The 23134-nt window shown below is 48.5% G+C and carries 13 protein-coding genes; all 13 read left to right on the top strand.

Annotated features, from left to right (window positions below):
• The first annotated feature begins 7 nt into the window (after positions 1-7).
• The gene (locus H4O21_RS16570) at positions 8-706 is read left to right on the top strand and encodes a Crp/Fnr family transcriptional regulator (RefSeq protein ID WP_182809992.1); all 699 of its coding nucleotides are present in this window, start codon (positions 8-10) and stop codon (positions 704-706) included.
• A gap of 216 nt (positions 707-922) precedes the next feature.
• Entirely contained in the window at positions 923-1732 is an 810-nt protein-coding gene (locus H4O21_RS16565) for an ABC transporter permease (RefSeq protein ID WP_182809991.1), read from the top strand.
• Positions 1722-4076 carry a GNAT family N-acetyltransferase gene (locus tag H4O21_RS16560; RefSeq protein ID WP_182809990.1) on the top strand — a complete coding sequence of 785 codons (2355 nt, stop codon included), beginning with the start codon at positions 1722-1724 and terminating at the stop codon, positions 4074-4076. Before H4O21_RS16565 ends, H4O21_RS16560 begins: the two co-directional genes overlap by 11 nt.
• Positions 4077-4141: 65 nt before the next feature.
• Positions 4142-6982 carry a glycosyltransferase gene (locus H4O21_RS16555; protein ID WP_182809989.1) on the top strand — a complete coding sequence of 947 codons (2841 nt, stop codon included), beginning with the start codon at positions 4142-4144 and terminating at the stop codon, positions 6980-6982.
• A 23-nt stretch (positions 6983-7005) separates the two neighbouring features.
• Complete coding sequence (rfbB, locus tag H4O21_RS16550) at positions 7006-8070, top strand: dTDP-glucose 4,6-dehydratase (protein WP_182809988.1); 1065 nt, start codon at positions 7006-7008, stop codon at positions 8068-8070.
• Between the two features lie 166 nt (positions 8071-8236).
• Positions 8237-9112, top strand: a complete 876-nt coding sequence (gene rfbA / locus H4O21_RS16545) for a glucose-1-phosphate thymidylyltransferase RfbA (protein ID WP_182809987.1) — start codon at positions 8237-8239, stop codon at positions 9110-9112.
• Between the two features lie 71 nt (positions 9113-9183).
• The gene (rfbC, locus tag H4O21_RS16540; RefSeq protein ID WP_182810034.1) at positions 9184-9738 is read left to right on the top strand and encodes a dTDP-4-dehydrorhamnose 3,5-epimerase; all 555 of its coding nucleotides are present in this window, start codon (positions 9184-9186) and stop codon (positions 9736-9738) included.
• Between the two features lie 3 nt (positions 9739-9741).
• Entirely contained in the window at positions 9742-10695 is a 954-nt protein-coding gene (gene rfbD / locus H4O21_RS16535) for a dTDP-4-dehydrorhamnose reductase (protein WP_182809986.1), read from the top strand.
• A 100-nt stretch (positions 10696-10795) separates the two neighbouring features.
• Positions 10796-11917 (top strand): glycosyltransferase, encoded by a 1122-nt coding sequence (locus H4O21_RS16530; protein ID WP_255487344.1) that lies wholly within the window; start codon positions 10796-10798, stop codon positions 11915-11917.
• Positions 11918-12164: 247 nt separating this feature from the next.
• Entirely contained in the window at positions 12165-13535 is a 1371-nt protein-coding gene (locus H4O21_RS16525; RefSeq protein WP_182809984.1) for a tetratricopeptide repeat protein, read from the top strand.
• A gap of 392 nt (positions 13536-13927) precedes the next feature.
• Positions 13928-18361, top strand: coding sequence for a beta strand repeat-containing protein (locus H4O21_RS16520; RefSeq protein WP_182809983.1), 4434 nt, complete (start codon positions 13928-13930; stop codon positions 18359-18361).
• Between the two features lie 124 nt (positions 18362-18485).
• Positions 18486-22694, top strand: a complete 4209-nt coding sequence (locus tag H4O21_RS16515; RefSeq protein ID WP_182809982.1) for a beta strand repeat-containing protein — start codon at positions 18486-18488, stop codon at positions 22692-22694.
• A gap of 254 nt (positions 22695-22948) precedes the next feature.
• Positions 22949-23134, top strand: a 186-nt coding sequence (locus H4O21_RS16510) for a hypothetical protein (RefSeq protein WP_220495701.1), incomplete at its 3' end; no start/stop codon positions are given.

Below are 23134 nucleotides of genomic sequence, written 5' to 3'. Positions count from 1 at the left end.
GGTCCGAATGGCTGTTTCTACTGAGTTGTTAAAGTATTTTCCTGTTCTTAAAGGAGTATCGGAGCCTGCTCTGGAGGAGTTGGCCTCCCAGTCTGTACTCCGAAAGTTTGCTCGCAGAGGCGTGGTGATTAACGCCGGAGATCAGTCTGAATATTTATGCTTTCTGTTTGAAGGTCGTTTGCAGGGCGTTGACTTTACTCTGGATGGCAGAGAGGTTGGGTTGTATTTTGTTGATCCGGGAGATTTCTGTGGTGAGCTGGGACTTTTTGATGCCAGTGGACAGCCGGAGTACGTTATTGCTCTGACAAAAGCTCAGGTGGTTTTTGTGCCTGCTACTGCCATTCGAAGCATTCTGTTGACTCACCAGGGACTGGTTGAACAGATGTTTTCCCGTATGGCCGGGCGTATTCGGACTATGTCGGCACAGCGGGCGCTGCTGGGGCTTTCTAATACTAACCAGAGGGTTTGTGGCCAGTTATGGATGCTGACAGATAAGAAGTCAATAAATGATGAAGGCGCGATGGAAATTCTGAACCCTCCGACCCATCAGGAAATGGGGATTATGCTGAATATGAGCCGGGAGACGGTGACTCGGGTCTTCCAGTCGTTACAGAAGAAGAAAATTGTTAAGCGGGATGGCACCACCCGGCTGTTGATCATGGAGCCAGAAGCATTGAAACTAATGGCTGAAGGCGAAGGAGAATAAATTTGCCCAGAATAATAATCTGGCAATTGCTTTCAGTGTGTATCTCTTGTGTTTACCCTTCCGGGTTTACCCGATTACCAGAAAGATTGTTGTTGCATTCTGTTGTATAATGCGCCCCTTTTGTCTGGCAGATCGCCAGAACCTGTTAAATTATGGCTACATACAGCCAACAGGGTTCTGAGCATGGCGCTGTTTGATGCTAACTAGAGAGGGTTTATGTCGCGCTTATTTCCTCGGGAGTATTTTTTTCCTGTTCAGCATAAAGCGTTACTGAAACAGCTGATCAGAAGAGATATTCAGCAACGCTTCAGGGGGTCATGGCTGGGACTGGGCTGGGCTCTGATTACTCCAATGGCAATGCTGGCAGTGTATACCTTTGTATTTCGGACTGTACTAAATGCACGCTGGCCAGGAGCTGAAGATTCAAATACAGAGTTTGCGTTACAGATTTTTTCAGGGTTGATGATTTTCAGTCTCTTCAGTGAGATTGTCAGTCGCGCCCCTTTGCTGGTTGTCAGTCAGCCTAATATGGTTAAAAAAGTTATCTTTCCTCTGGAAATTTTACCCTGGGTTTCCGCCGCCTCTTCTTTTTTCTATACGATGGCCAGCCTTGTCGTATTGTTGCTGGCTGTGGCTGTTGTCAGGGAAAGTGTGGCGGTTTCATTTCTGGCAATTCCCTTTGTTTTGCTGGCTTTTTTACCTCTGTTGCTTGGCTTCAGCTGGCTGCTGGCTGCTCTGGGGGTTTATCTGAGAGATATCAGTCATATTGTCGGTCTGATTCTGACGCCCATGTTATTTTTATCTCCTGTTTTTTATCCCGTGACAGCCCTGCCTGAGATTGTTCAGGACCTGATGCTGCTGAATCCTCTGACGGTGATTATTGAAGCCTTCAGAGCATGTTTGCTGGATGGTCGCTGGCCAGATTTTTATATGCTGACGGCTTATGGCGCAACAGGCGTTATCGTGGCCAGGTTCGGAGCCTGGTGCTTCGATAGAACCCGGAAGGGATTTGCCGATGTGCTCTGATTCCTCTTCTGTGATATCTGAAAAAGAGAAAGACTTCCCCGTGATCGATAAACCAGAAGACAGTAGTGTGTCTGATAACAGATCGGTTGTGCTCAGAGCTGATGGGCTGAGTAAGGTCTATCATCAGTACCCTTCTCCTGTCGCCCGTCTCAGGCAGATTATCCAGCCTGAAAACCAGTACTACAAAGCGTTTACAGCATTGAATAATGTGAGTTTTGAACTTCATAAGGGTGAAGTGCTGGGGCTGGTCGGGCGCAATGGGGCGGGTAAGTCGACACTGCTGCAACTGATTTGTGGCACCCTGACCCCCAGTTCAGGGGAACTGCACGTTTCCGGGCGCATTGCTGCACTGCTTGAACTCGGTGCCGGTTTCAACCCCGAATTTACCGGGCGGGAGAATATTCGTTTGTCTGCTGCTCTCATGGGGCTTTCTGATCGTGAAACAGAGCAGAGACTGGAAGGTATTATTGATTTTTCGGGTATCCGGAATTTTATTGATCAGCCCGTCAATACATATTCCAGTGGCATGTATGTGCGTCTGGCTTTTTCTGTGGCGACCAGTGTCGATCCTGATATCCTGGTCATTGACGAGGCGCTGTCAGTGGGGGATGGTGATTTTGCCCGTCGCTCTTTTGAACGCATTATGTCGATGAAAGAACAGGGTAAAACCATTCTGTTCTGTTCCCACTCTTTATATCAGCTGGAAACCTTGTGTTCCAGAGCGATATGGCTGGATAAAGGTAATGTTATTGCCGAAGGGCAACCAGATAAAGTGGTGGCTGAATATCAGTCTTATCTGGACCGTCTTAGCCTTAATGACAGCAATAGTGGCGAAACTGAGGCTCAGAATCAGAGTGCAGTGGCCGGGCAGAACAGTAGCGCGACATCGGATACGCGACTGACCTCCGTCCGGGTTTTATCGGATGGAGTTCCGGGAAAAGTGCTGACGGTAAAAAGTGAGCATAGCTGCCTGGAAGTTGATATCAGTTTTGTGAAAGGCATATCAGATGATTTGCCTGGTGTAGCCATCGCCATTCATAGTTCAGGGGGGCAGCTGGTTTCCAGTTGTGGCAGCTGGGCTGATGGTGTAAAGGTGGAAATAAATGATGCGGGGCAGGGCAGGCTCAGGGCTGTATTTGATAAAATCCCGCTGTTAAAAGGGCGTTATACGCTTGGTGTTCTGCTGTTCTGCCAGAGAGGATTGTTTCTGCATGATGAGGTAGAGCCTGCGGCTACGCTTGAAGTGGTTCAGGATGGCAGAGAGCGGGGGCTGATAAGCTTGCCTCGATACTGGAGTCAGGAAACACCTGTTGCCGGCGTTTCTGTGAATGATGATCCTTCTGATAGCCACATTAAGTCAGTTTCTGTAGAAACAGTGAAGGGCACTTCATCTCGCTGGCAAGTAACTGATGCAACCAGGGCCAGTCAGCAGCAGAAGCTTGAACTGTTCCATAAAGCATTTGGTCAGCCAATGTCGGAAGCATTATGGCGCTGGAAGTATCATAGTGCTGATAATGATGGCAGTGTTGTTTTTGAAAGTGGCAAGCTGGTTGCTTTTAATGGCGCTATACCGAGAAGATCCCTGGTCCTGGGGCGTGAAACGCTGACTGTTCAGCTGGGCGATGTGATGGTAGCGCCTGAAGTCCGGGGCGTGCTGACACGTAAAGGGCCTTTTTATCTGGCTGCAAAACACTTTCTTGAACAATATGTTGGTCGGGGCAAGACGTATGCCTATGGTTTTGGCTTTCCCCATGCCAGGAGTTGTCGGTTAGGTGTGAAGCAAGGGCTTTATGTTGATACGGATCGTATTGATCAGGCGCGCTGGCCTGCTTTTTCTGCCAGGTTACTGCGCTGGCGGGCCGTTGATTTAAAACCAGCTCATCTTAAATATATTGATATGTTATGGCGACAGATGGCTGCTGACGTGTCTGATTTGGCGATTGGTGTACGTGACCGACAGTACATTGAACACCGTTACCTGAATAAACCTGAACAGGACTATCTGATTAAACTGGTGTTTCGCCGATTTGCGCTGAAGCCTTGTGGTTTGCTGGTGCTGAAAGCCCATAGAGATGGCTCAGGTATTGAACTGATTGATTTTGTTTCATCGCGGGCTGATGCCCCATCTGTGATTCGTGTTGCTCAGGTACTGACCGCTCAGATGGGACAGCAATGGCTGTTTGCCTGGACAACGCCGTCAGTACAGGCGTGGCTGGATGAAACATCTCCGGTGATAGAACCGACGGAAGTGGTCATACCCGGTAATGCTGTAAATGATAAAGAATATGCCCTGGAGGTTAAAGACCGCTGGTGGCTGACAGGGGGCGATACAGATTTTCGATGAATTTTGAGCAATTTTTTATTCCATATACAGCAAATGATTGCTTGCCGGGAAACGTCGTTGCGGTATTGGCTCCGCATCCAGATGATGAAGTTTTTGGTTGTGGCGGTGCTCTGACGCAGCTGGTGGCTGCAGGAGCAGAGGTTCGTGTGCTGGTTCTGACGGATCACCAGAAGGATACTGCCATCTGTTCAGAATCAGGTGATGATGCACAGGCAGAGCCTTATCACCTGTTACGTCGTCAGGAGTCCTGCCAGGCGGCAGAGGTTATTGGTTATGAATCACCTGAATTTCTGGGGCTGCCAGATGGAAGTCTGCTGGAGCAGACTGGTCTGGAGGTCAGAATTTCGGCCTGGCTGAAAGCCATTAATCCTGATCTGATTCTGGCACCATCTGTATGGGAAATGCACAGAGATCATCGGGCTGTTGCTATTGCTGCTCTGCAGGTGATGGCTGATATGTCTGATGATTGCCAGTTGGCGATGTATGAAATTGGGACACCACTGAAAAGCAACTTCTTGCTCAATATTACGCCACAGGCAGAGGTTAAAGAGCAGGCCATGTCCTGTTTTCATAGTCAGTTGGCTCAACAGAATTATAGCAATCAGATCAATGGGTTGAATGCGTATCGTACTTACTCTTTACCTTTGTCTGTTAAATCTGTTGAGGCCTTTTTTCTGTTGAATAAACAACAGGCGGGTGCAATAGCGGCTAAGAACGAAGCGCGTCAGGAAAATGAAGTGTTGCTTGCGGCTGAACAGGCTGTGCAGCAGTTTCAGCAAGACGCTATTGCTGCAGACCTGCGTTATCAGAAACTGGACGAAGAGTTTCGGTTGCAAGCAGACTTTGTACAAAGGCTGGAAAATGATATTGATGGACTGAAATCTGATCTGCAGGATGCACACCAGAAGCTGGATCATATTTATGCTTCAAAAAGCTGGAAAGTAACCCGCCCTCTGAGGACGTTAAGTCGGTATCTGAGGGGGCAGAGTTCTCTTCGTACCCTGGTCTTTATCACTGCGCGACGGCTATGGAAAGCACTGCCTCTGCCCTCAGTGGCAAAGCAGGCGATCAGATCTTTACCATCCGGGCTGGTCCAGTCTGTTCAGCGTGAAGCTTATTCCACTTCTAATAACGTGGTTGCTGAAGCGTTTCTGGAGCAGCGCCAGAAATTTATTTCATCTGCTTCTCCTGTTGATAATATCCCTTTGCGTTACTTGCGGGTAATAGATGATCTTCCGGTTATTGATTTATCGGTAGTGACTTATAACAGTAGCGGATTGCTGGAGACGTTTATCAGTAGTTTGCACCGACAGAATTATCCGTGTGATCGTCTGGTTCTGACTTTTGTTGATAATGGGTCAACAGATAATAGTATCCAGGTGCTGGAATCGCTGCGTTCCAGTTTTGGCCGCTTTTTTGCCGGGTTTAATATTCTGCACCGGACTAACCGGGGGTTTGGTGCGGGGCATAATGCTGGCATAGCCGAAGGTCAGGCTGACTATGTTCTGGTGGTCAACCCGGATATTGAATTTGAAGCGGATACACTGACCAGTCTGGTTACACAGGCTGTTCAGGATGATTCAGATGTTGCATGCTGGGAGGCGCGTCAAAAGCCTTACGAGCATCCCAAGCGCTATGATCCGGTCACTCTGGAAGCTATCTGGTGCTCTCATGCCTGCATTCTGCTACGTCGAAGCGCTATGGCTGAGATTGGTGGGTATGACGAGAGAATCTTTCTGTATGGTGAGGATGTAGAGGTTTCTTACCGTCTTAGAGAAGCCGGATTCCGGTTGAAATATGTCCCTGCTTCATCTGTCTGGCATTACACTTATGACAGTGCGGGAGAGGTGAAACCTGCACAATATGTTGGTAGCATCCTGTCCAATTTTTATCTGCGCAGTCGGTATGGTAATAAAAAAGATCGGGCGCTGATTTTTCCTTTGCTGGCGGCAATCCTGTTACGATCTCCGTTCAGGGGAAGCCGAAGAGCATTGCTGAAAGGGGTGTATAGCCGTTATCTGAAACATCTGCCTTCGCTGATTGCTGATCGTAAAAAGCAGGCTTATAAGGGAATGCTTTTTCCATTCCGTCTTATGGATTATGAGCAGGCCCGTGAAGGGGCTTTCGTTGAAGCTTTACCTTTAAATAAGGGCGATCAGCAGGAATTACCGCTGGTCAGCATTATTACCCGAACCGTTGCTGGCCGTGATAAACTGCTTCGACAAGCGGGCTATACCGTACTGAATCAGACCTACCCGAATATTGAGTGGGTTGTTGTTGAGGATGGTGGTCAGCAGCAGAAAAATGTTGTTGAAGCATTCATGCAGGCTGATGCCAGAATAAAAATCGTCTACCAGGGTCTTGAAAAAGCAGGGCGCTCCGCGGCGGGTAACCAGGGCATGGCGCTGGCTTCTGGCGAGTGGATGATGTTTCTGGATGATGATGACTGCCTGTACGCCGATCATGTTGAAACGCTGATGCTGCAACTTCTGGAGAATCCGCAGGCATCTGCTGCTTATTCTCTGGCCTGGGAAGTTGAATCGGATATCCAGCAGGGTGGTGCCGTGATTAAAGAAGGGGGCTACCGGCAGGTTGCGGCACTCAGGCAGTCTTATGATTATGCTTTGTTGCGTGAATGTAATTACATTCCGATACAAGCCATTCTGTTTAGTGCAAAGCTCTTCCATGAACGGGGAGGCTTTAATACAGATATAGACTATCTGGAAGACTGGCATCTCTGGCAGCGTTATGCGTATAACCAGACCTTTGTTTATGTCGCTAAAACAACGTCTTTGTACCGGACGCCAATGAACAGTGATGAGCGGGCTCGCAGGCAAAAATTGCTGGATGATGCCTATGCTGATGTGAAACAAAATGCGGCACAGGCTATAGCCGATATTAAGTAAACTGATTTCTGACAGGTATTAACTTGAATATTCTTGTGACAGGCGGAGCGGGTTTTATTGGCAGTGCTCTGGTTCGATTTCTGATTAATGATACGTCCCACCAGGTGCTGAACATCGATAAGCTGACGTATGCGGGTAACCCGGAGTCTCTGAAGACTATTGCTGATAATGATCGTTATCAGTTTCTGCAGGCTGATATCTGTGATCGTCAGGCAATGACAGAGGCATTTGAACAGTTTAAGCCTGATATTGTCATGCATCTGGCGGCAGAGTCTCATGTGGATCGTTCAATTGATGGCCCGTCTGCTTTTATCGAAACGAATATTGTCGGGACTTATACTCTGCTGGATATTGCGCGGCATTACTCTGAACAGCTGGATTGCGCTCAGAAGACTCAGTTCCGCTTCCACCATATTTCTACCGACGAGGTCTATGGCGATCTGGCAGACACAGGTCTTTTGTTTACCGAACAGACCGCTTACGACCCCAGCTCTCCATATTCTGCCAGTAAAGCCAGTTCCGATCATCTGGTAAGGGCATGGCACAGGACTTATGGTTTACCTGTTGTGGTCACTAACTGTTCCAATAATTATGGGCCTTTCCATTTTCCGGAGAAGCTGATTCCTCTGATGATCCTGAATGCACTGGAGGGTAAAGCTTTACCTGTCTATGGTGATGGCAGTCAGATCAGAGACTGGCTGTACGTTGATGATCATGTGCGCGCGCTATATAAAGTGGCGACAGAGGGCAGTGTTGGTGAAACGTACAATATCGGCGGTCATAACGAAGTACGTAATCTGGATGTAGTGCACACTTTGTGTGATCTGCTGGAAGAGCTGGCGCCAGAAAAACCATCGGGTGTGGAGCACTACCGGGAGCTGATTACCTTTGTAAAAGATCGCCCCGGACATGATCTGCGTTATGCCATTGATGCGGGCAAAATTGATCGACAGCTGGGGTGGAAGCCAGAAGAAACCTTCGCTTCCGGGCTGCGCAAAACGGTTCAGTGGTATCTTGATAACCTGGAATGGTGTCAGAGAGTCCAGGATGGCTCTTACCAGAGAGAGCGCCTGGGGCAGAGTTTGTAGATCATCTGTTGATGTGATAACTGAAAATGCGAGTCCGGAAAGTGTACAGGTCGTATTTGTTATCCGGGCAGGCTGATGAATCACATAAAGATTCAAAAAAACAGACTGTCTCTGTCATAAAGAGTGATAGCATGGCAATGAATTGCAGGAAAACAGGTTCTAAGGCATGAAAGGTATTATTCTGGCGGGGGGTTCAGGCACTCGCCTTTATCCGGTGACGATGGGCGTTTCTAAACAATTGCTGCCTGTTTATGATAAGCCAATGATTTATTATCCGTTATCTGTGCTGATGCTGGCAGGTATACGTGACGTTCTGATTATAACCACGCCGGAAGATCAGGCCGGGTTTCAGCGAGCTCTGGGTGATGGTAGCCGTTTTGGTATCCAGCTGAGCTATGCCGTTCAGCCTTCCCCGGATGGTCTGGCACAGGCATTTATTATTGGTGAAGACTTTATTGGTGATGATTCTGTCTGTCTGGTGCTGGGTGATAATATTTTTTATGGCCAGAGCTTCAGCGAGCAATTAAAGACTGCGGCCTCGCGGAAGAGTGGTGCGACCGTCTTTGGTTATCTGGTGAAGGACCCTGAGCGCTTTGGCGTCGTGGAGTTTGATCAGAATGGCAAAGCGTTGTCTATCGAAGAAAAGCCGACTGAACCCAAATCCAGTTATGCAGTGACCGGACTGTATTTTTATGATAATGACGTAGTGGATATTGCGAAGCAGGTCACTCCCTCTCATCGTGGTGAACTGGAAATCACTTCTGTAAATCAGGCCTATCTGGAGCGAGGTGATCTGAATGCAGAGCTTCTTGGTCGAGGATTTGCCTGGCTGGATACCGGCACTCATGAGAGTTTGCTGGAAGCTCAGATGTTTGTGCAAACTATAGAAAACCGCCAGGGGCTTAAAATCGCCTGCCTGGAAGAGATCGGTTTTAATCAGGGCTGGCTGAGTGCAAAACAATTGCAGGACGAGGGCGAGAAGCTGGCAAAAACAGGCTATGGACAGTATCTGCTGAGTTTACTGAAATCCCCAACCGCTTAACCTTACAGGACAGATAATTGTTGCAGGGGCGGTCTTCTGGTTTTTCTCCTGTAGCAACCTATTTCTATATTATGAATGTTATTCAGACCCGGCTACCTGGTGTAGTAATTATTGAGCCTCGGGTATTCGGGGATCACAGAGGTTTTTTTCTGGAATCTTTCAGTGCTGAGCGTTATAAGCAAGATGCGGGTATTGAGCTGGATTTTGTGCAGGACAACCACTCTCGTTCGGTAAAAGGTGTGCTGCGGGGGCTGCATTTTCAGAAAAATCACCCACAGGGTAAACTGGTCAGTGTTTCCCGAGGGGCGGTACTTGATGTGGCCGTTGATATTAACCCTGAATCAGCGACCTTTGGTGAGCATGTTGCGGTCGAATTAAGTGATGATAATCATCGACAGCTGTATATCCCACCAGGTTACGCTCATGGCTTTTGTGTCTTGTCTGATACGGTTGATTTCAGCTATAAATGCACCGATTATTATTATCCCGAGGATGAGGCCGGGCTGGCATGGAATTGTCCTGAAGTCGGTATTGAATGGCCTGTTGAAACGCCTGCGTTGTCAGAAAAAGATCAGCATTATCCAGGTCTGTCGGAATTAGTAAACCAGTTAAAAGGAACCAGCTGATTTATGCTGAATATGCTGATTACCGGAGCTGATGGCCAGCTGGGCCAGGCTTTTCGTGCTCTGGACGCAGGGCACTGTCTTAATAATGGAATGTTATCCGGAATTGAACTGATATTTGCGGGTCGACAGCAGCTGGATATTACCGATGAGGAGGCGATCAGAACCTTTCTGGTTGCTCACTCTGTTAATGTTGTGGTTAATGCTGCGGCTTATACTGCTGTGGATCAGGCAGAAAGTGACCGTGAACAGGCCTTTCTGATTAATCAGGATGGGCCTGCTGCTGTGGCCAGGGCTTGTCATGCCTGTGGCGTTAAGCTGATTCATATTTCAACGGATTATGTCTTTGATGGGGCGAAATCCGGCCCGTACTCTGAATCCGATGCTGTAAACCCCTGTAGTGTCTATGGTGCCAGTAAGCTGGCAGGTGAGCAGCAGATACAGGCGGTGCTGCCTGAGGCTGTGATACTCCGAACCAGCTGGGTGTTCAGTGAATTCGGACAGAATTTTCTGAAGACAATGCTCAGACTGGCCAGGGACAGAGATGCCTTATCTATTGTGTCTGATCAGATCGGTGGTCCAACGTATGCACCTCATATCGCTCGCGTCTGCCTTCAGCTGGCTTATTATCTGTTGAGTGATGATCAGGATCGCCCTGAAGGGGTCTATCACTTTTCCGGTCAACCTGTAACGAGTTGGTATGGTTTTGCCAGTGAGATTTTCAGACAGCTGAAACAGCGTCAGGAAGAAAGTGCCAGCGAGCCGGATTCTGATTTTCTGGCTTACCATATTCCTGCACTGTCAGAAATTCCGACGCAAGCCTACCCTACTCCGGCTGCCCGCCCTGCAAACTCTGCATTAAACACTAATCGGCTGGAACTTTTACTGCAGGAGTCATTCTGTAATGACTGGAAAGATGGGGTTATGTTGTCGTTAAACGCTCTTGCCAGAACTCCCTGACGACCTGCAGGTCAGGGAAATGACTCATGTTTTCATGTTTTATAAGGCTGGTGACAGCCATTCTTTTTTACCGCTATGTTAGCAGAGGTGCTGACTTTTGATGCAGAATATTTTCCTGAGTAATGCTTTTCGTACAGGGAAAACTCATACCTCATGGTGGGGCAGTTTCAAAACGGGAGCCGCGGATGATGCTATGCCTGGCCAGCCTTCGAATGATTTGCCTGGTAATCATGAGCAAGTGATGGATGAGCTTCCCGGTGTGGCTTCTGCTTATCCCGAAGTACTGGTTCTTATGGCTGTTTTTAATGGCATGAACTGGTTGCCTGAACAGCTGGAAAGTATTCTGAAGCAGGATAATGTACGTATAAAACTGCTGATCAGTGTCGACCTGTCCGATGACAACAGTTATGACTGGTGCTGCGAACAGGCACAGAATGATCATCGTATCTCTGTGCTGCCTTATGGACAGCGGTATGGTTCAGCGACAGCTAACTTTTTTCGCTTGCTGAGAGACGCCGATTTTTCCCAGAGTGATTATGTAGCTTTTGCCGATCAGGATGATATCTGGTACCAGGATAAACTCAGCCGGGCGAGCGAATTAATGAAGCGGCATCAGTTATCCGGGTATTCTTCCGATGTGCGTGCATTCTGGCCGGATGGTCGTTCTGAGAAGGTGAAAAAATCTCAGTCTCAGCAAAAGTGGGATTATTGCTTTGAAGCGGCAGGTCCTGGTTGCACTTATGTTCTGACTCCTGAGTTGAGTAAGACCATTCAGCGCTTCCTGTCTGATCATCAGGCGCTGGCGGGAAGCCTTAAATATCATGACTGGTTCTGCTATGCCGTGGCGCGCCACCTCAATATGAAATGGTATATCGATTCATCTATTACGATGGACTACCGTCAGCACCAGAGTAACCTGATTGGTGTGAATCGTGGCCATAAGGCTTTTTTATTCCGTATGAAAAAACTGTTGGGAGGGGAGGCGCTTGATCAGGTTGAGCTGACGCTGAAAGCGCTGGCTATGCTGGGAGGTTCATCAACACACTATCCGGGATACCTGAAACCCCGTGCAGGATTCGGGGCGATCCGGCTGGGAATTGAATCAATGCGTTGCCGCAGAAAGCGTAAGGATCAGATGCTATTTTTCCTTTTCTGTCTGATGCTGTCCATTTCTGGTCGCAGAAACGTCACAGATCGCAAACAAAAAGATACTGAACTGTGAAAAAGTTGGCAGATCGTTACATAAATGCAAAGGTAGAATAATCTGCCTGCCAGTATCAGATAGTCCGGGTGTGTACGAGCATACTCCGGTCTGCTTTGGGCAGCCCTTGCAAATGGCTGTATGTTGTTTAACAGGTGCCAGGAATTGAATCGGTGGTTGGGAAATATACAGTGGATAGTAATGCCTGTAGCCTTTTTTTATCTGTTTTCTCTCCGGGGACAGTCCCTCGTTTTATGATATGAGTCATATGACCTGTTTTGATTCTATCCGGTGTATCCGATATCTCCTGCCTTTTTGTCTGTCTTTTCTGCTTGCAGCAGATTTAAAAGCTGCAGGGGAGGAACTGGCTGGTGCATCTCCTTCTGTTCAATTGACTGCTGAGTGCCCGGCGTTGCCTTACGTTTCTTTTGATGCCGATGTACAGCAATGGCTGAAAGCCCGATCATGGCTCAGTAAGCAGATGCCTTTGTGCCTTGATTCAGCAGAATTTTTTGCTTTATACGGCGCGTCGTTACTGAATACGCGTCAACTGGATCAGGCACTGGAGATGCTGGAGCGGGCGCTGCTACTTGATCCTGAAAACGGTGGCGCTCTGGTCGATTATTCTCAGGCTCTTTATCTGAATGGACAGCTGATGGCAGCGTTGCAGCTGAATATGCAGCTATTAATGAGGTCAGACCTGCCGGATACCCTGAGACCTTACCTGGAGCAGAGACAGTCATACTGGGAACAGCAGGCTGTAAGCTGGCGGCATAATCTGATGTTGAAAAGTGGTTATGACAGCAATCTGAGCGGTATGGCCGATCTGGAGTATCTGACGCTGACGATTGATGGCGTTGCTCAGGCGCTGCCTCTGCATGAAAGCTCTAAGCCGGTGGAAGGGCATTTTGGTCAGATTATATGGCAGGCCCAGAGGTCTGAAACAGGGACAGGGAATACTCAGCACCTGCGTTTCTATATTAACAGTAAATTCAGTGACTACAGTTTTACCGATGTCACTGAACTCAGGTCCAGCTATCAGGTCAGCCATGAGCTGTTAAGTGGCAGCGTGTCCGGTTCGATCGGCGTTAATCATATCTTTTATGGTGGGCATTCATTATCAAGTGGTGTTGAGCTGGACATAAGATATCAATGGCGTCATGAGAACTGCAGGCCTTATGCCGGAATGAAAGCAGAGCAGAAATTCTTTCCTGGCCAGAAAGAAGTTAATGACACCAGTATTGAGCTGACCGCAGGCACAAACTGTCGTATTGGTCATAGCCGCCTGTCGGCTGAGCTGGATTATATGAATAGCCAGTCGGCTTATAGTCGTCGTCCGGGTGGAGATCGAGCGGGAATCAGTGCTCTGTTTGGTATCCAGTATCCGTTTGGTAAGGGCGTGCTTCATGGACAGGTCAGTTTATCGGATCTGAATGATGCCGAAAGCTACAGTCCCCTTCTGTCTGATGGAGAAGCTCGTCGGATTTTCCGTAGCGGCATTGTCATACAGTATCTGTACCCTGTCGCTGACAATATTACCCTGATGGCCAGCGTCAGCCGTCAGCGGCAAAAAAGTAACCTTGAATTGTTCCATACCAGAGGGACCCGGACTGACCTGGGCCTGGCATTCAGTTTTTGATGATTTACGTCAAAACGATGTCTGTAGCGATGGGCAATATAATGGGTTGTCAAAAAAGGCGACTATGTCTATGATGACCGGCGCACGGAATTATCGCCGTGGGGTAAAGTATTATCTGAAAAGCTTTTTTCCGCAGGTGTCATTAAGGTAACAATATGTTGCCTTGATGTACCCATCGGTACTGAACCGGGGTAATTTCAGCATCGTGTGATGCTGGTCACATCCCGGTAGACTTTCTTTCAGTAGTCTTGCCCGACGTGCAAGTTTGTGTGGATGCACTGGCCTGCAGGATGCAGTCTGATGGCTGGGCGCAGGTGGTGTCTTTCACCAGAAACAGTAAATTTAATTTAACATTCGATGTTAATTTCTGACCCTTGATCAAGGAGAAATGGATGGCTATTACAGCTGAAACTCGCGCAGATATCATTAGCCTGGTAGTAGGCATGTTTGATGCTGCTCCAAGCACTAATCTGCTGAATGATTTTGTACGCGCAACGGAAATCGGCCAAAGCCTGGAAGTAACGGCTTCTGGTCTGGCAGAATCTGCTGAGTTTAAGTCTATCTACGCAGAGTGGCTGACAAACGAAGAGTTTGCAGCAAAGTTTGTTTCAAACATTCTGGTTGAAGCCAGCGCAGACACTGTTGCAGAAGCAGAAGCTTTTGTTACTGGTCAGCTGAATGCTGGTGCGGATCGTGGTGAAGTAATTCTGAGTGCAGTACAGGCTCTGAGCGCTGTATCTGCAGACGACGCTAACTGGGGTGCATCTGCCCAGGCTCTGTCTAACAAAGTTGCTGTAGCGACTTACTACAGTGTAGACATGGGCGGCAACGCTAATGATCTGGCTTCACTGCAGGCTGTTCTGCAGAATGTTGACCAGAACTCTGATGTATCTTCTTCTACCTCAATTGTAGAGCTGATTAATGGTGCTGAAGCACCTTCTGATAACGCCCCTATTGAGCTGAGTTCTGGTACTGATCGCTTGACAGGTACTTCAGAGTCTGACTCTTTTGAAGCCTTCATGGCTCAGAATAGCATGGCTGGTGGTGTGTCTAATACCCTTTCTTCTGCTGATAAGCTGGACGGTCAGAATGGTTATGACTACCTGCATGCTCAGTTGACGAAAGAATTTGTTGGTATTAATAACGGCTGGAACGATATTGATGTTCAGCCTAGGACAGAAGAGATTGAAGAGATAACGATTGAGTCTCGTGATTATGCTCCTGACTTGGGGTTCAATGGCAGTGGTGCAGTTGTAACTGTTGATGCCAAGTACATGACCGATGTTGTTAAGATCGGTTCTAAACAGTCTGACGGTGATCTGGTTATCGAAAACCTGACCACACTGACTAAAACGGGTAACCTGGCTGATGCTCGTAACACCGAAGATCTGACCATTATTATGGATCACACTGATAACGTTAATAGCGACGGTGATGCATCCGATTTGACAGTATACTTCGATGAAGATTACCTGATTTCTGGCAAGATCGGTGCTTCTAGCAGCATTGATTACCGCGTTATGAACCAGGATGCATACGATCTGATTCAAGAAGGTAAACAAGATGTTGAACTGCTTGATGGTGTAACCTTCGAGCGTCTGAACTTTGAACTGGATGGTGAAACTTATCAGCTGGCTCCTCTGATTGGTAGCGATGAGGATGCTACTGGTACAGCGATTCGTACACACGAGCAGCTGGTTGAGGCGATGAATGCTGCAATTGAGCAGCTGGGACTGTCTGATAAGGTAACTGCTGTTATCGGTGGTGAGTTCACCGAAGAAACTGCACAGGGTGCAACTGGTAGTAGTCGTACTGCTCCAATTGTTCGTCTGGAAGGTGTTGAAGGTGTTGAGCTGACAGCAAACGAAAACCTGGTTTATCTGGCGCCTTCTGATCAGAACCCTACTTCTACTGATGGTACCCTGGTTCAGAACTCTAACCGTTATGACCGTGCAGAAGTAAGCTCTACAGAAGAGCAGAATAAGCCTGTTACTATCAACGTTGAGCTGGAAAAAGTAGGCCGCGACGGTGAAGGTGGTAACCTGGTTATCGGTGGTAAGGATCAGAATTCTCTGACTGACACTGAAACTGATCAGGTTGATGGTATCGCAGTATTTAATATTGATGTTAATGGTACTAATGACCAGCCATCTAACCTGGGCTATGTATCCTCTACTGATCAGGCTCTGAACACTGTTAATATCGCTGATGGTGCTACCTGGGACGGCGCTGATCTGGTTATCCGTGATGCCTTTAATGGTGGTAGTGATAACGAAAACTGGAGCAACAATACTAATGTTGAAACGGTTAACGCAAGTGGCTTCTCTGGTGATCTGACCATTGGTAGCTCAACAGCGATGATGAATGTTGATACCTTCACTGCAACTGGTGGTGGTGCTATCAATGTTACAGCGTCAATCGACGGTACTGAAAAAGGTGATTTCAACTACACTACTGGTGTGGCAGGCGACACTGTTGTAGTTGCTCTGGACGGTGATGCGGTTGATCAGGACGGTACCAGCTTTACAGTGAATACTGGTGCAAGTGGTGATAAAGTTACGGTTATCATGGATACCGTTGATCTGGATAACGTGCCAGACGTGTCTTTCCAGACTATGCAGGCGCTGGATAACCTGACGATTAATGCCGGTTCTGGTGATGATGACGTTAATCTGAATGCTTATGGCACGTTCGATATCAATGCTGGTGACGGCAGCGACTTCGTTCGTATCAACTCCACTGATCAGAATGGCGATGCATCTACTGGTATGTGGACCTTCGGTCAGGATACCGGAGCGCAGGTGTTTGGTGAGCGTGTACTGTATAACGCAACACTTGAAGTTTCTTTCGCAGGTTTCGAGCAGACTGTTAATATCCCAACAGATGCGAACGGTAACTACATTGCTAACCAGCTGACGATCAACGAAGCGATTAAGAGTGCGATTGCTGCTAATCCTGAGCTGGCTCGTCTGCTGAAAGTTGAAAACGATGCTGAAACTGCAACTACAGCTGGCGTAGGTGGTACTTCTTCTGATACATCCAGTACAGGTGTGCAGGAGCTGGTTATTACCTCTACTGTAGGTGGCTTGAATGATCTGAGTGTTAAGATCTCTCAGCCTGTCCTGACTACGAATGATCTGGCATCTGCTGACGTAACAGCTCTGCGTCAGGGTATTATTGATACAACTGATATTACTTCTACCAGCCTGGGTGATAGCGCAGCTATCGTTGCTCAAATGGGGCAGGCGGAGTTTGGTAACGGCGCGAAGGGCGTTTTTGCCGGTAATGTTGGTGTTAATGGTGTGGTAGGTTCTGACTATACTGCTATTAACACAGGTAACATCACTGCTACAACTGATGATGCTACTGCTATCAACTTCTCTACCATCAACATGGGTACTGGTAGCAACGATCTGGTTGTGCTGCACTCTAATGATAACAGTGCTAACGTACTGGAAGTGACAGGTACATTCGGTAAAGTAAGTGTTGTTAACTTCTTCGATAACACTGATTCCGATGTTGCTGGTTCTGGTGCTCTGACCGTTGGTAACCATCTGCTGGACTTCACATCTATCCTGGATAACCGTGTAGATGTATCTACAGGTAACAGCAATACTCAGTCTACTGTAGCTATTGCTAACACTGTTAATACTGACGCAACGGCTGAAGCTAACTCTGTTAGCGTTCTGAACTTTACTGCTGATGCGGCTAACGCTAATGCAGTTGACTGGGCTGGTCTGAATGCGACTAACCTGGTTGCTGCTCTGAATGGTAATGCTGGTGCTGCAATTCTGGGTACCGGTACAATTCAGAATTCATCGCTGGATGCAGCAACAACAACCGCTGGTGGTGACCTGATTGGTTCTACACATAAGCATGTTGTTATGGTTCAGAATGTAAACAACCCAGGTGAGTACAAGGTATTCTCATTAACTTCTGCATCCGATAGTGCAAACTTTAATGATGATGGCGTACTGCTGGGAACTCTGGACTTTGGCTATAGTATTGGCACAGGTTTCAACCTGGCTGGCAATGCAGTATCAACTGACGGTCAGTTTGCTAATTCTGTAATGGCTGATCTGGAAATGAAAGCTGACCAGCTGTTGAATGGTGAGCTGAAGGCTTCAGACGGTGTAACAAACATTAATGAATTTAATGTTGATATTACTGATGGTATGAATGCAGTAACGCCTACCTATACTCTGGCTTCTGATGCATCAGCAGTAAATGAGGGCTCTTCTGTAACCTTTACTCTGAATGCACAGAACGCTACTGATGGTGACTATGCTTACACTATCTCTGGTGTTGAAGCGGCAGATACTGCAACGGCTCTGACAGGTAATATTACTGTAGCTAATGGCGTAGGTACTCTGGTTGTTGATCTGACTGCAGATAATGCAACTGAAGGCGCAGAAACTCTGGCTCTTACGGTAGCTGGTCAGACTGCTACAGTCACAGTTAATGACACAAGTGTTACCGGTGGTGTTAATGTGCTGACACCTGATGCTTCTGGTAATGTAACAGCGACATCTGGATCAGATGTTATCCAGTTATCTGGTGATCAGCTGGATGATGGCAATTATGTGATTGATGGCTTTGATACTGCTGCGGATAAACTGAGTCTGGCAGGCCTGACGGGTGCAGATGGTGTGACTCTGTCTGATCTGGCAGGTGATACAATCGACACTGGTGTTATCGGTGTTCAGGTTGATCAGATTAATCAGTCTATCTTTGTTAACCTGGGTCAGGATGCAAATGGTGATGTTATCAGTGTCGAGCTGAATGGCGTGACAGATCCTTCGCTGGTTGATATTACTCTGGCTTAATTAGTAAGTAGCTGACACTAACGGCAATAATTTGCGGGTAGTGTTAATGGATGATACTTGGTTTGTGATGTGGTATTCCTGCTGCATCACAAACCTATAGTTTAAATTCTTGAGGAAAGTAGGAATGTCTAACGATACAGTTAACGTACAGCGTGGAATCGTAGGTGCAGCAGCAGGTGATGACACTTATGTACTGTCTGCTAACCTGATTGACGATAATGCAGAAATCCGTATTTCTGATGTTGAGGGTTCAAATACAGTTCAGCTGATTGGCGGTCTGACAATTGCCAGTGCAAGAATAGCTGGCGATACGGCTCAATTAACACTAAGCAACGGTGCTGTTGTCACTGTGCTGGGTGCGAGTACTATGTCTTACGTAATTGGTGGTAACCCATTAGCTGGCGTTGCAGGTGTTACCAAAGATTATGATGCGTTTGTTGCTGACATTCTGGGTACAACCGTACCGACTGATGGTTCCGTAGTTGATGGTGTTAACTCTGGTACTATTCAGGATGATGGTACTATTGATACGAATACCAGCACCCCTGCTGGCCCTAGCTTTGACCTGACCAATGGAAGCGATAAAGCAACCGCAAACATCTTCAACTCTGACATGGTTTTCACTCCAGATGGCAGTGACCGCATCCTGTCCCTACAGGATGAAGATGAGCTGACGGGTGAAGCAGGCCGTACCGATAACACACTGAACGCTGAAATCGGTAACACCAACGCTGATGAAGGTACTACACCCACCGTTACACCACAGTTGAACAATATCCAGATTGTTAACCTGGAGTGGACCGGTAACACCACAACTGTTGACTTGCGCTATGCAGACGATGTTAGTACCGTAAACATCGACAAAATCACAGCGGATGCAAACACCGTAACCGTCAACAACATCACCACGCCAGCGGCCAACCTGCGTGTAGCAGACGCGGCGGATGCAACAACGACCGTTACCTTTAACTACCAGCGCGGTGTACTGGCCGGTACTGAAACCGCCAATCTGGAACTCAACGATGTACTGGCGAACACCATCACTCAGAACGCACTGAGCACTGGCGCTAATACTGAAGGTTTTGAAGCCGTAAACCTGCACGCAGTAAATGGCGTTGCTATCAGCGCCCTGTCCGTGAACGAAATGGAAACCCTGACGATTACCGGTAGTGACTACCTGGACATCGTTAACCTGACTGCGGCTTCAGGCGCAGGTGCCAACGCGGCGACCGAGTTCATGAACTTTACCGCAGGTGCACTGGCAAACCCTAAAGCGGTTGGCCTGCTGGACCTGGATGCCTCTGCCTTCACCGGTACTCTGACACTGGATGTGAGCACCGCACTGGGTGGTTTCCAGGATCCAGGTAACTCCGGTGAACCCGTACACACCAGCATTCAGGGCGGTACGGGCGATGACACCTTCTGGACAGGTACAAGCTTCGCTGCAACGTCTACGACCAACCGCGATACACTGGACGGTGGTACCGGTGCAAACACTCTGGTGACGACAGCAGGCATTGCCGGTGATGCTGCAATCAGCAACGTTCAGACTCTGGAACTGCGTCAGCAGGGTACAGATACGGTGAATGATGATGCTGCTACAGCTCAGACTGTTGATTTCGATGCATTCGATGCAGACCTGACCAAAGTTATTATGCGTGATGAATTCCGCGATGCAACTGGTGACGTCGGTGGCGGTGACTTCGATGGCGCGACCTTCAACCTGGTAGATCTGGGTGCAGATCTGGCATCTAACGGTAACCTGGTGCTGCGTCACTCCATTACAGATGCGGTTGCTGGCACTGACGCTGTGGTTAATGCCCAGCTGAAAGATGCTTCCGGTAATGACGACACTGTTGCGATCACCGTTGAAAATGACCTCAACACAGGCACAACCTTCGATTACACCCTGAACGCGACAGGCGCTTCAGCGGCAGAAACGGTTGAAAGCGTAACCATCGTTGATGCGGACACAGAGTCCAACATTGTTAACCTGACCCAGGCGCAGAACCACACCGGTACAGTTACGCTGTCTGGTGGTGTTGCAGACCAGTCCTACACAGTAGACGACTCGCTGGTTGCCGCAACGGTTGATGCATCTGCTCAGCTGAGCGACCTGCGTCTGACCGTAGGTAAAACTGACGGTACAGCGGTTACTCAGGATATCAAACTGGGTGCCGGTAACGACATCCTGACCTTTGAAAACATCGACGACTTCCAGGCCGTTGACAGCATCTCTGATGCAGGTGGTAGCGATATTGTGCGTGCGGCCTTCAGCGATGATTCTGCACTGTCTCTGACCGACATTGAAGGTCTGCATATCATTGCGACTGAAAATGTTGAGCTGGGCATGGCTAACGCCGATGTTGATCAGCTGGTTATCCTGGCGGATATCGCAGCGGATGGTAATGCTGATGCGTCCCCAACCACGGCAGAGCCATTCAACATCAACGGTGCGGGCCCAACAGATATCATCACGCTGACCGATACTGCGCTGACCGAACTGAACTTCCAGGCTGACCTGGACACGGATGATCGCAACACAGCGGCTGCCCGCGCTGTGGCTGAAGCGGCAGGTCTGGCGGCTGGTGCAGTGGGTACAGCAGCCTACGATGCAGCCTACAAAGGTGTTCTCGATGATGCTGAAGACACGGCGAACTTCAACGGTGTGACGCTGGCGAACAACACCGCAACAGCCCTGACCGTGAACATCAACTCTGGCCTGGATGATGTTATCTTCGGTGCTCAGGCGTACAACCTGGGTCAGCTGACGGCGCATGGCATCACGTCGATGGATATTAAGATCACAGATGAAGATGACCAGGTGGGTGGAGCTAATGCAGTAACAACCATCAACAACATCTATGCTAAGAACATGGCATCTCTGACGATTTCGGCAGCGGATGATGTTGACCTGAACACCGTATCCGGTGCAGCGCTGAACAACTCCCTGACTACTCTGGATGCGTCTCAGGTTGGCGGTGATGTAACAGCAGACGTTATCTCGCTGGGTGACAACGCAAAGGTAACGCTGGCGAACGGTGACCACACCTTCAGCGCGCTGGGTTCTGCGGGTAAGAACATCAGCATCACAGCGGGTAATGGTGACAATGACCTGACGGGTTCTGCGCAGTCCGACACCATCACCACCGGTAGCGGCTGGGATACCATTCACGGTGACCGTGGTGACAACGTTATTACTGCTGGTGCGGGTAATGACATCGTTACCGCCAAAGACGGCAACGACACGGTAGACCTGGGTACTGGTATCGACAGCTTCACTGACAACCTGAACACCGGTATCAACGCCAGCCTGGCGACCAACACGGTGGCGATGAGCGGTGGTGTTGCTGCGGTCGCTATCGACGTTGCAGGTGATGGCGCGGGTGTGGGTGACGTAGATCAGATGCTGGCGGTAGGTGCAGGCTCTGACCTAAGACTGAGTTGGACCGGCGCCGCTCTGTCAACTGGTACGGCTGTACTGGACGGTCGCGTGGCAACTACGTTTGACGACGGCACTGCAGCTCCTAACCTGAGCTTTGCTGGTACTGCTAACTCTGACCTGTACATCCTGACTGATACTGCTGGTGGTGCTACTGCAGAGGGCGTTACTTTCTCCGGTGGAGCTGGTAACGACGTTGCATTGCTGACTGCAGCAGATGACTTCCTGACCTTTAGCGGTGGTGCGGGTAACGATGCTGCTGTCGGTGGTGGCGGTACTGACCTGTTCAACGGTGGTGCGGGTGCAGATCAGTTCGTATTGCAGAACACTGCGACTATTGATGGCAATGCAGACGTTGTATCTATCGCTGACGGTGAATCCACTGCTAGCGGTTGGGACGTGATCTATGGTTTCGATGCGGGTGGCGTTGCACTAGCTACTCCGGTAGCTGCTGCTACTGCGGGTACCAACTCAGGTGATGACAAGCTGAACCTGGATACGACTACTATTGCTGCACTCGATGCCGGTGGTGCTAACGGTGTCGATGGCGATAATGCAGGTGTGATTCAGTCTCACCGAATCGGTAATGATGGTGTTATCACCTTCGATACTGACGACACTGACGCATTCTCTGCAGTTGTAGTAGGTACTGGCGCAAATCAGATCTCTCTGGCTGATGCTCTGGCTTACCTAGCAGCTAACATTGATGGTGGTGCAACGGTAATGTTTAACTACGACGCGAACGGTGATCTTGACACAACTGATGCGGAAGATGCTGCTTTCGTATTCCAGGATGGTGTAACCGACACAGTTGTACAGCTGGTAGGCGGAAACTTTACTGGTCTGGAAGCTGCAGGTGCTGGTACTGTAAACCTGATCGAAATCGCTTAATCCTTCTGCTGGTCTAAGACCAGTTGTAAGGCTTAGTTAAGCTATTAACCGCCACCGCAAGGTGGCGGTTTTTCTTTAATTACAGGAACTGAATCATGTCTAACATCAGAGACAAAAGGAAGGGACAGAGACAAAAAGGACACCCACTTTTAAATAGTGGAGGGAGACAAAAGGACACCCACTTTTAACTGGTCCACTTTTAAATAGTGATAAATATGAGTTATCATAAATCTATCATTTGAAGGTCTGGCATCATGACTAAAGCTCGCTGTGAACAAATCAGTCTTTCCGATACACCCTGGTATCACGTAGTTAATCGCTGTGTACGCAGAGCTTATCTGTGTGGTATTGATCAGGTCAGTGGTCAGAGTTTTGAACACCGCCGTGATTGGATTGAGCAACGTATTCTCCAGTTAGCCTCTGTGTTTACGATTGATATT

The sequence above is a fragment of the Oceanospirillum sediminis genome (assembly GCF_014164585.1).
Taxonomy (GTDB): domain Bacteria; phylum Pseudomonadota; class Gammaproteobacteria; order Pseudomonadales; family Halomonadaceae; genus Oceanospirillum; species Oceanospirillum sediminis.
This window is presented reverse-complemented; position numbering and strand designations above follow the sequence as displayed.

Bases quoted from the DNA above. Each gene is read 5' to 3' on its own strand.
- H4O21_RS16570 (WP_182809992.1), top strand. From the start codon at position 8: ATGGCTGTTTCTACTGAGTTGTTAAAGTATTTTCCTGTTCTTAAAGGA.
- H4O21_RS16565 (WP_182809991.1), top strand. From the start codon at position 923: ATGTCGCGCTTATTTCCTCGGGAGTATTTTTTTCCTGTTCAGCATAAA.
- H4O21_RS16560 (WP_182809990.1), top strand. From the start codon at position 1,722: ATGTGCTCTGATTCCTCTTCTGTGATATCTGAAAAAGAGAAAGACTTC.
- rfbA (WP_182809987.1), top strand. From the start codon at position 8,237: ATGAAAGGTATTATTCTGGCGGGGGGTTCAGGCACTCGCCTTTATCCG.
- rfbC (WP_182810034.1), top strand. From the start codon at position 9,184: ATGAATGTTATTCAGACCCGGCTACCTGGTGTAGTAATTATTGAGCCT.
- rfbD (WP_182809986.1), top strand. From the start codon at position 9,742: ATGCTGAATATGCTGATTACCGGAGCTGATGGCCAGCTGGGCCAGGCT.
- H4O21_RS16530 (WP_255487344.1), top strand. From the start codon at position 10,796: ATGCAGAATATTTTCCTGAGTAATGCTTTTCGTACAGGGAAAACTCAT.
- H4O21_RS16525 (WP_182809984.1), top strand. From the start codon at position 12,165: ATGACCTGTTTTGATTCTATCCGGTGTATCCGATATCTCCTGCCTTTT.
- H4O21_RS16520 (WP_182809983.1), top strand. From the start codon at position 13,928: ATGGCTATTACAGCTGAAACTCGCGCAGATATCATTAGCCTGGTAGTA.
- H4O21_RS16515 (WP_182809982.1), top strand. From the start codon at position 18,486: ATGTCTAACGATACAGTTAACGTACAGCGTGGAATCGTAGGTGCAGCA.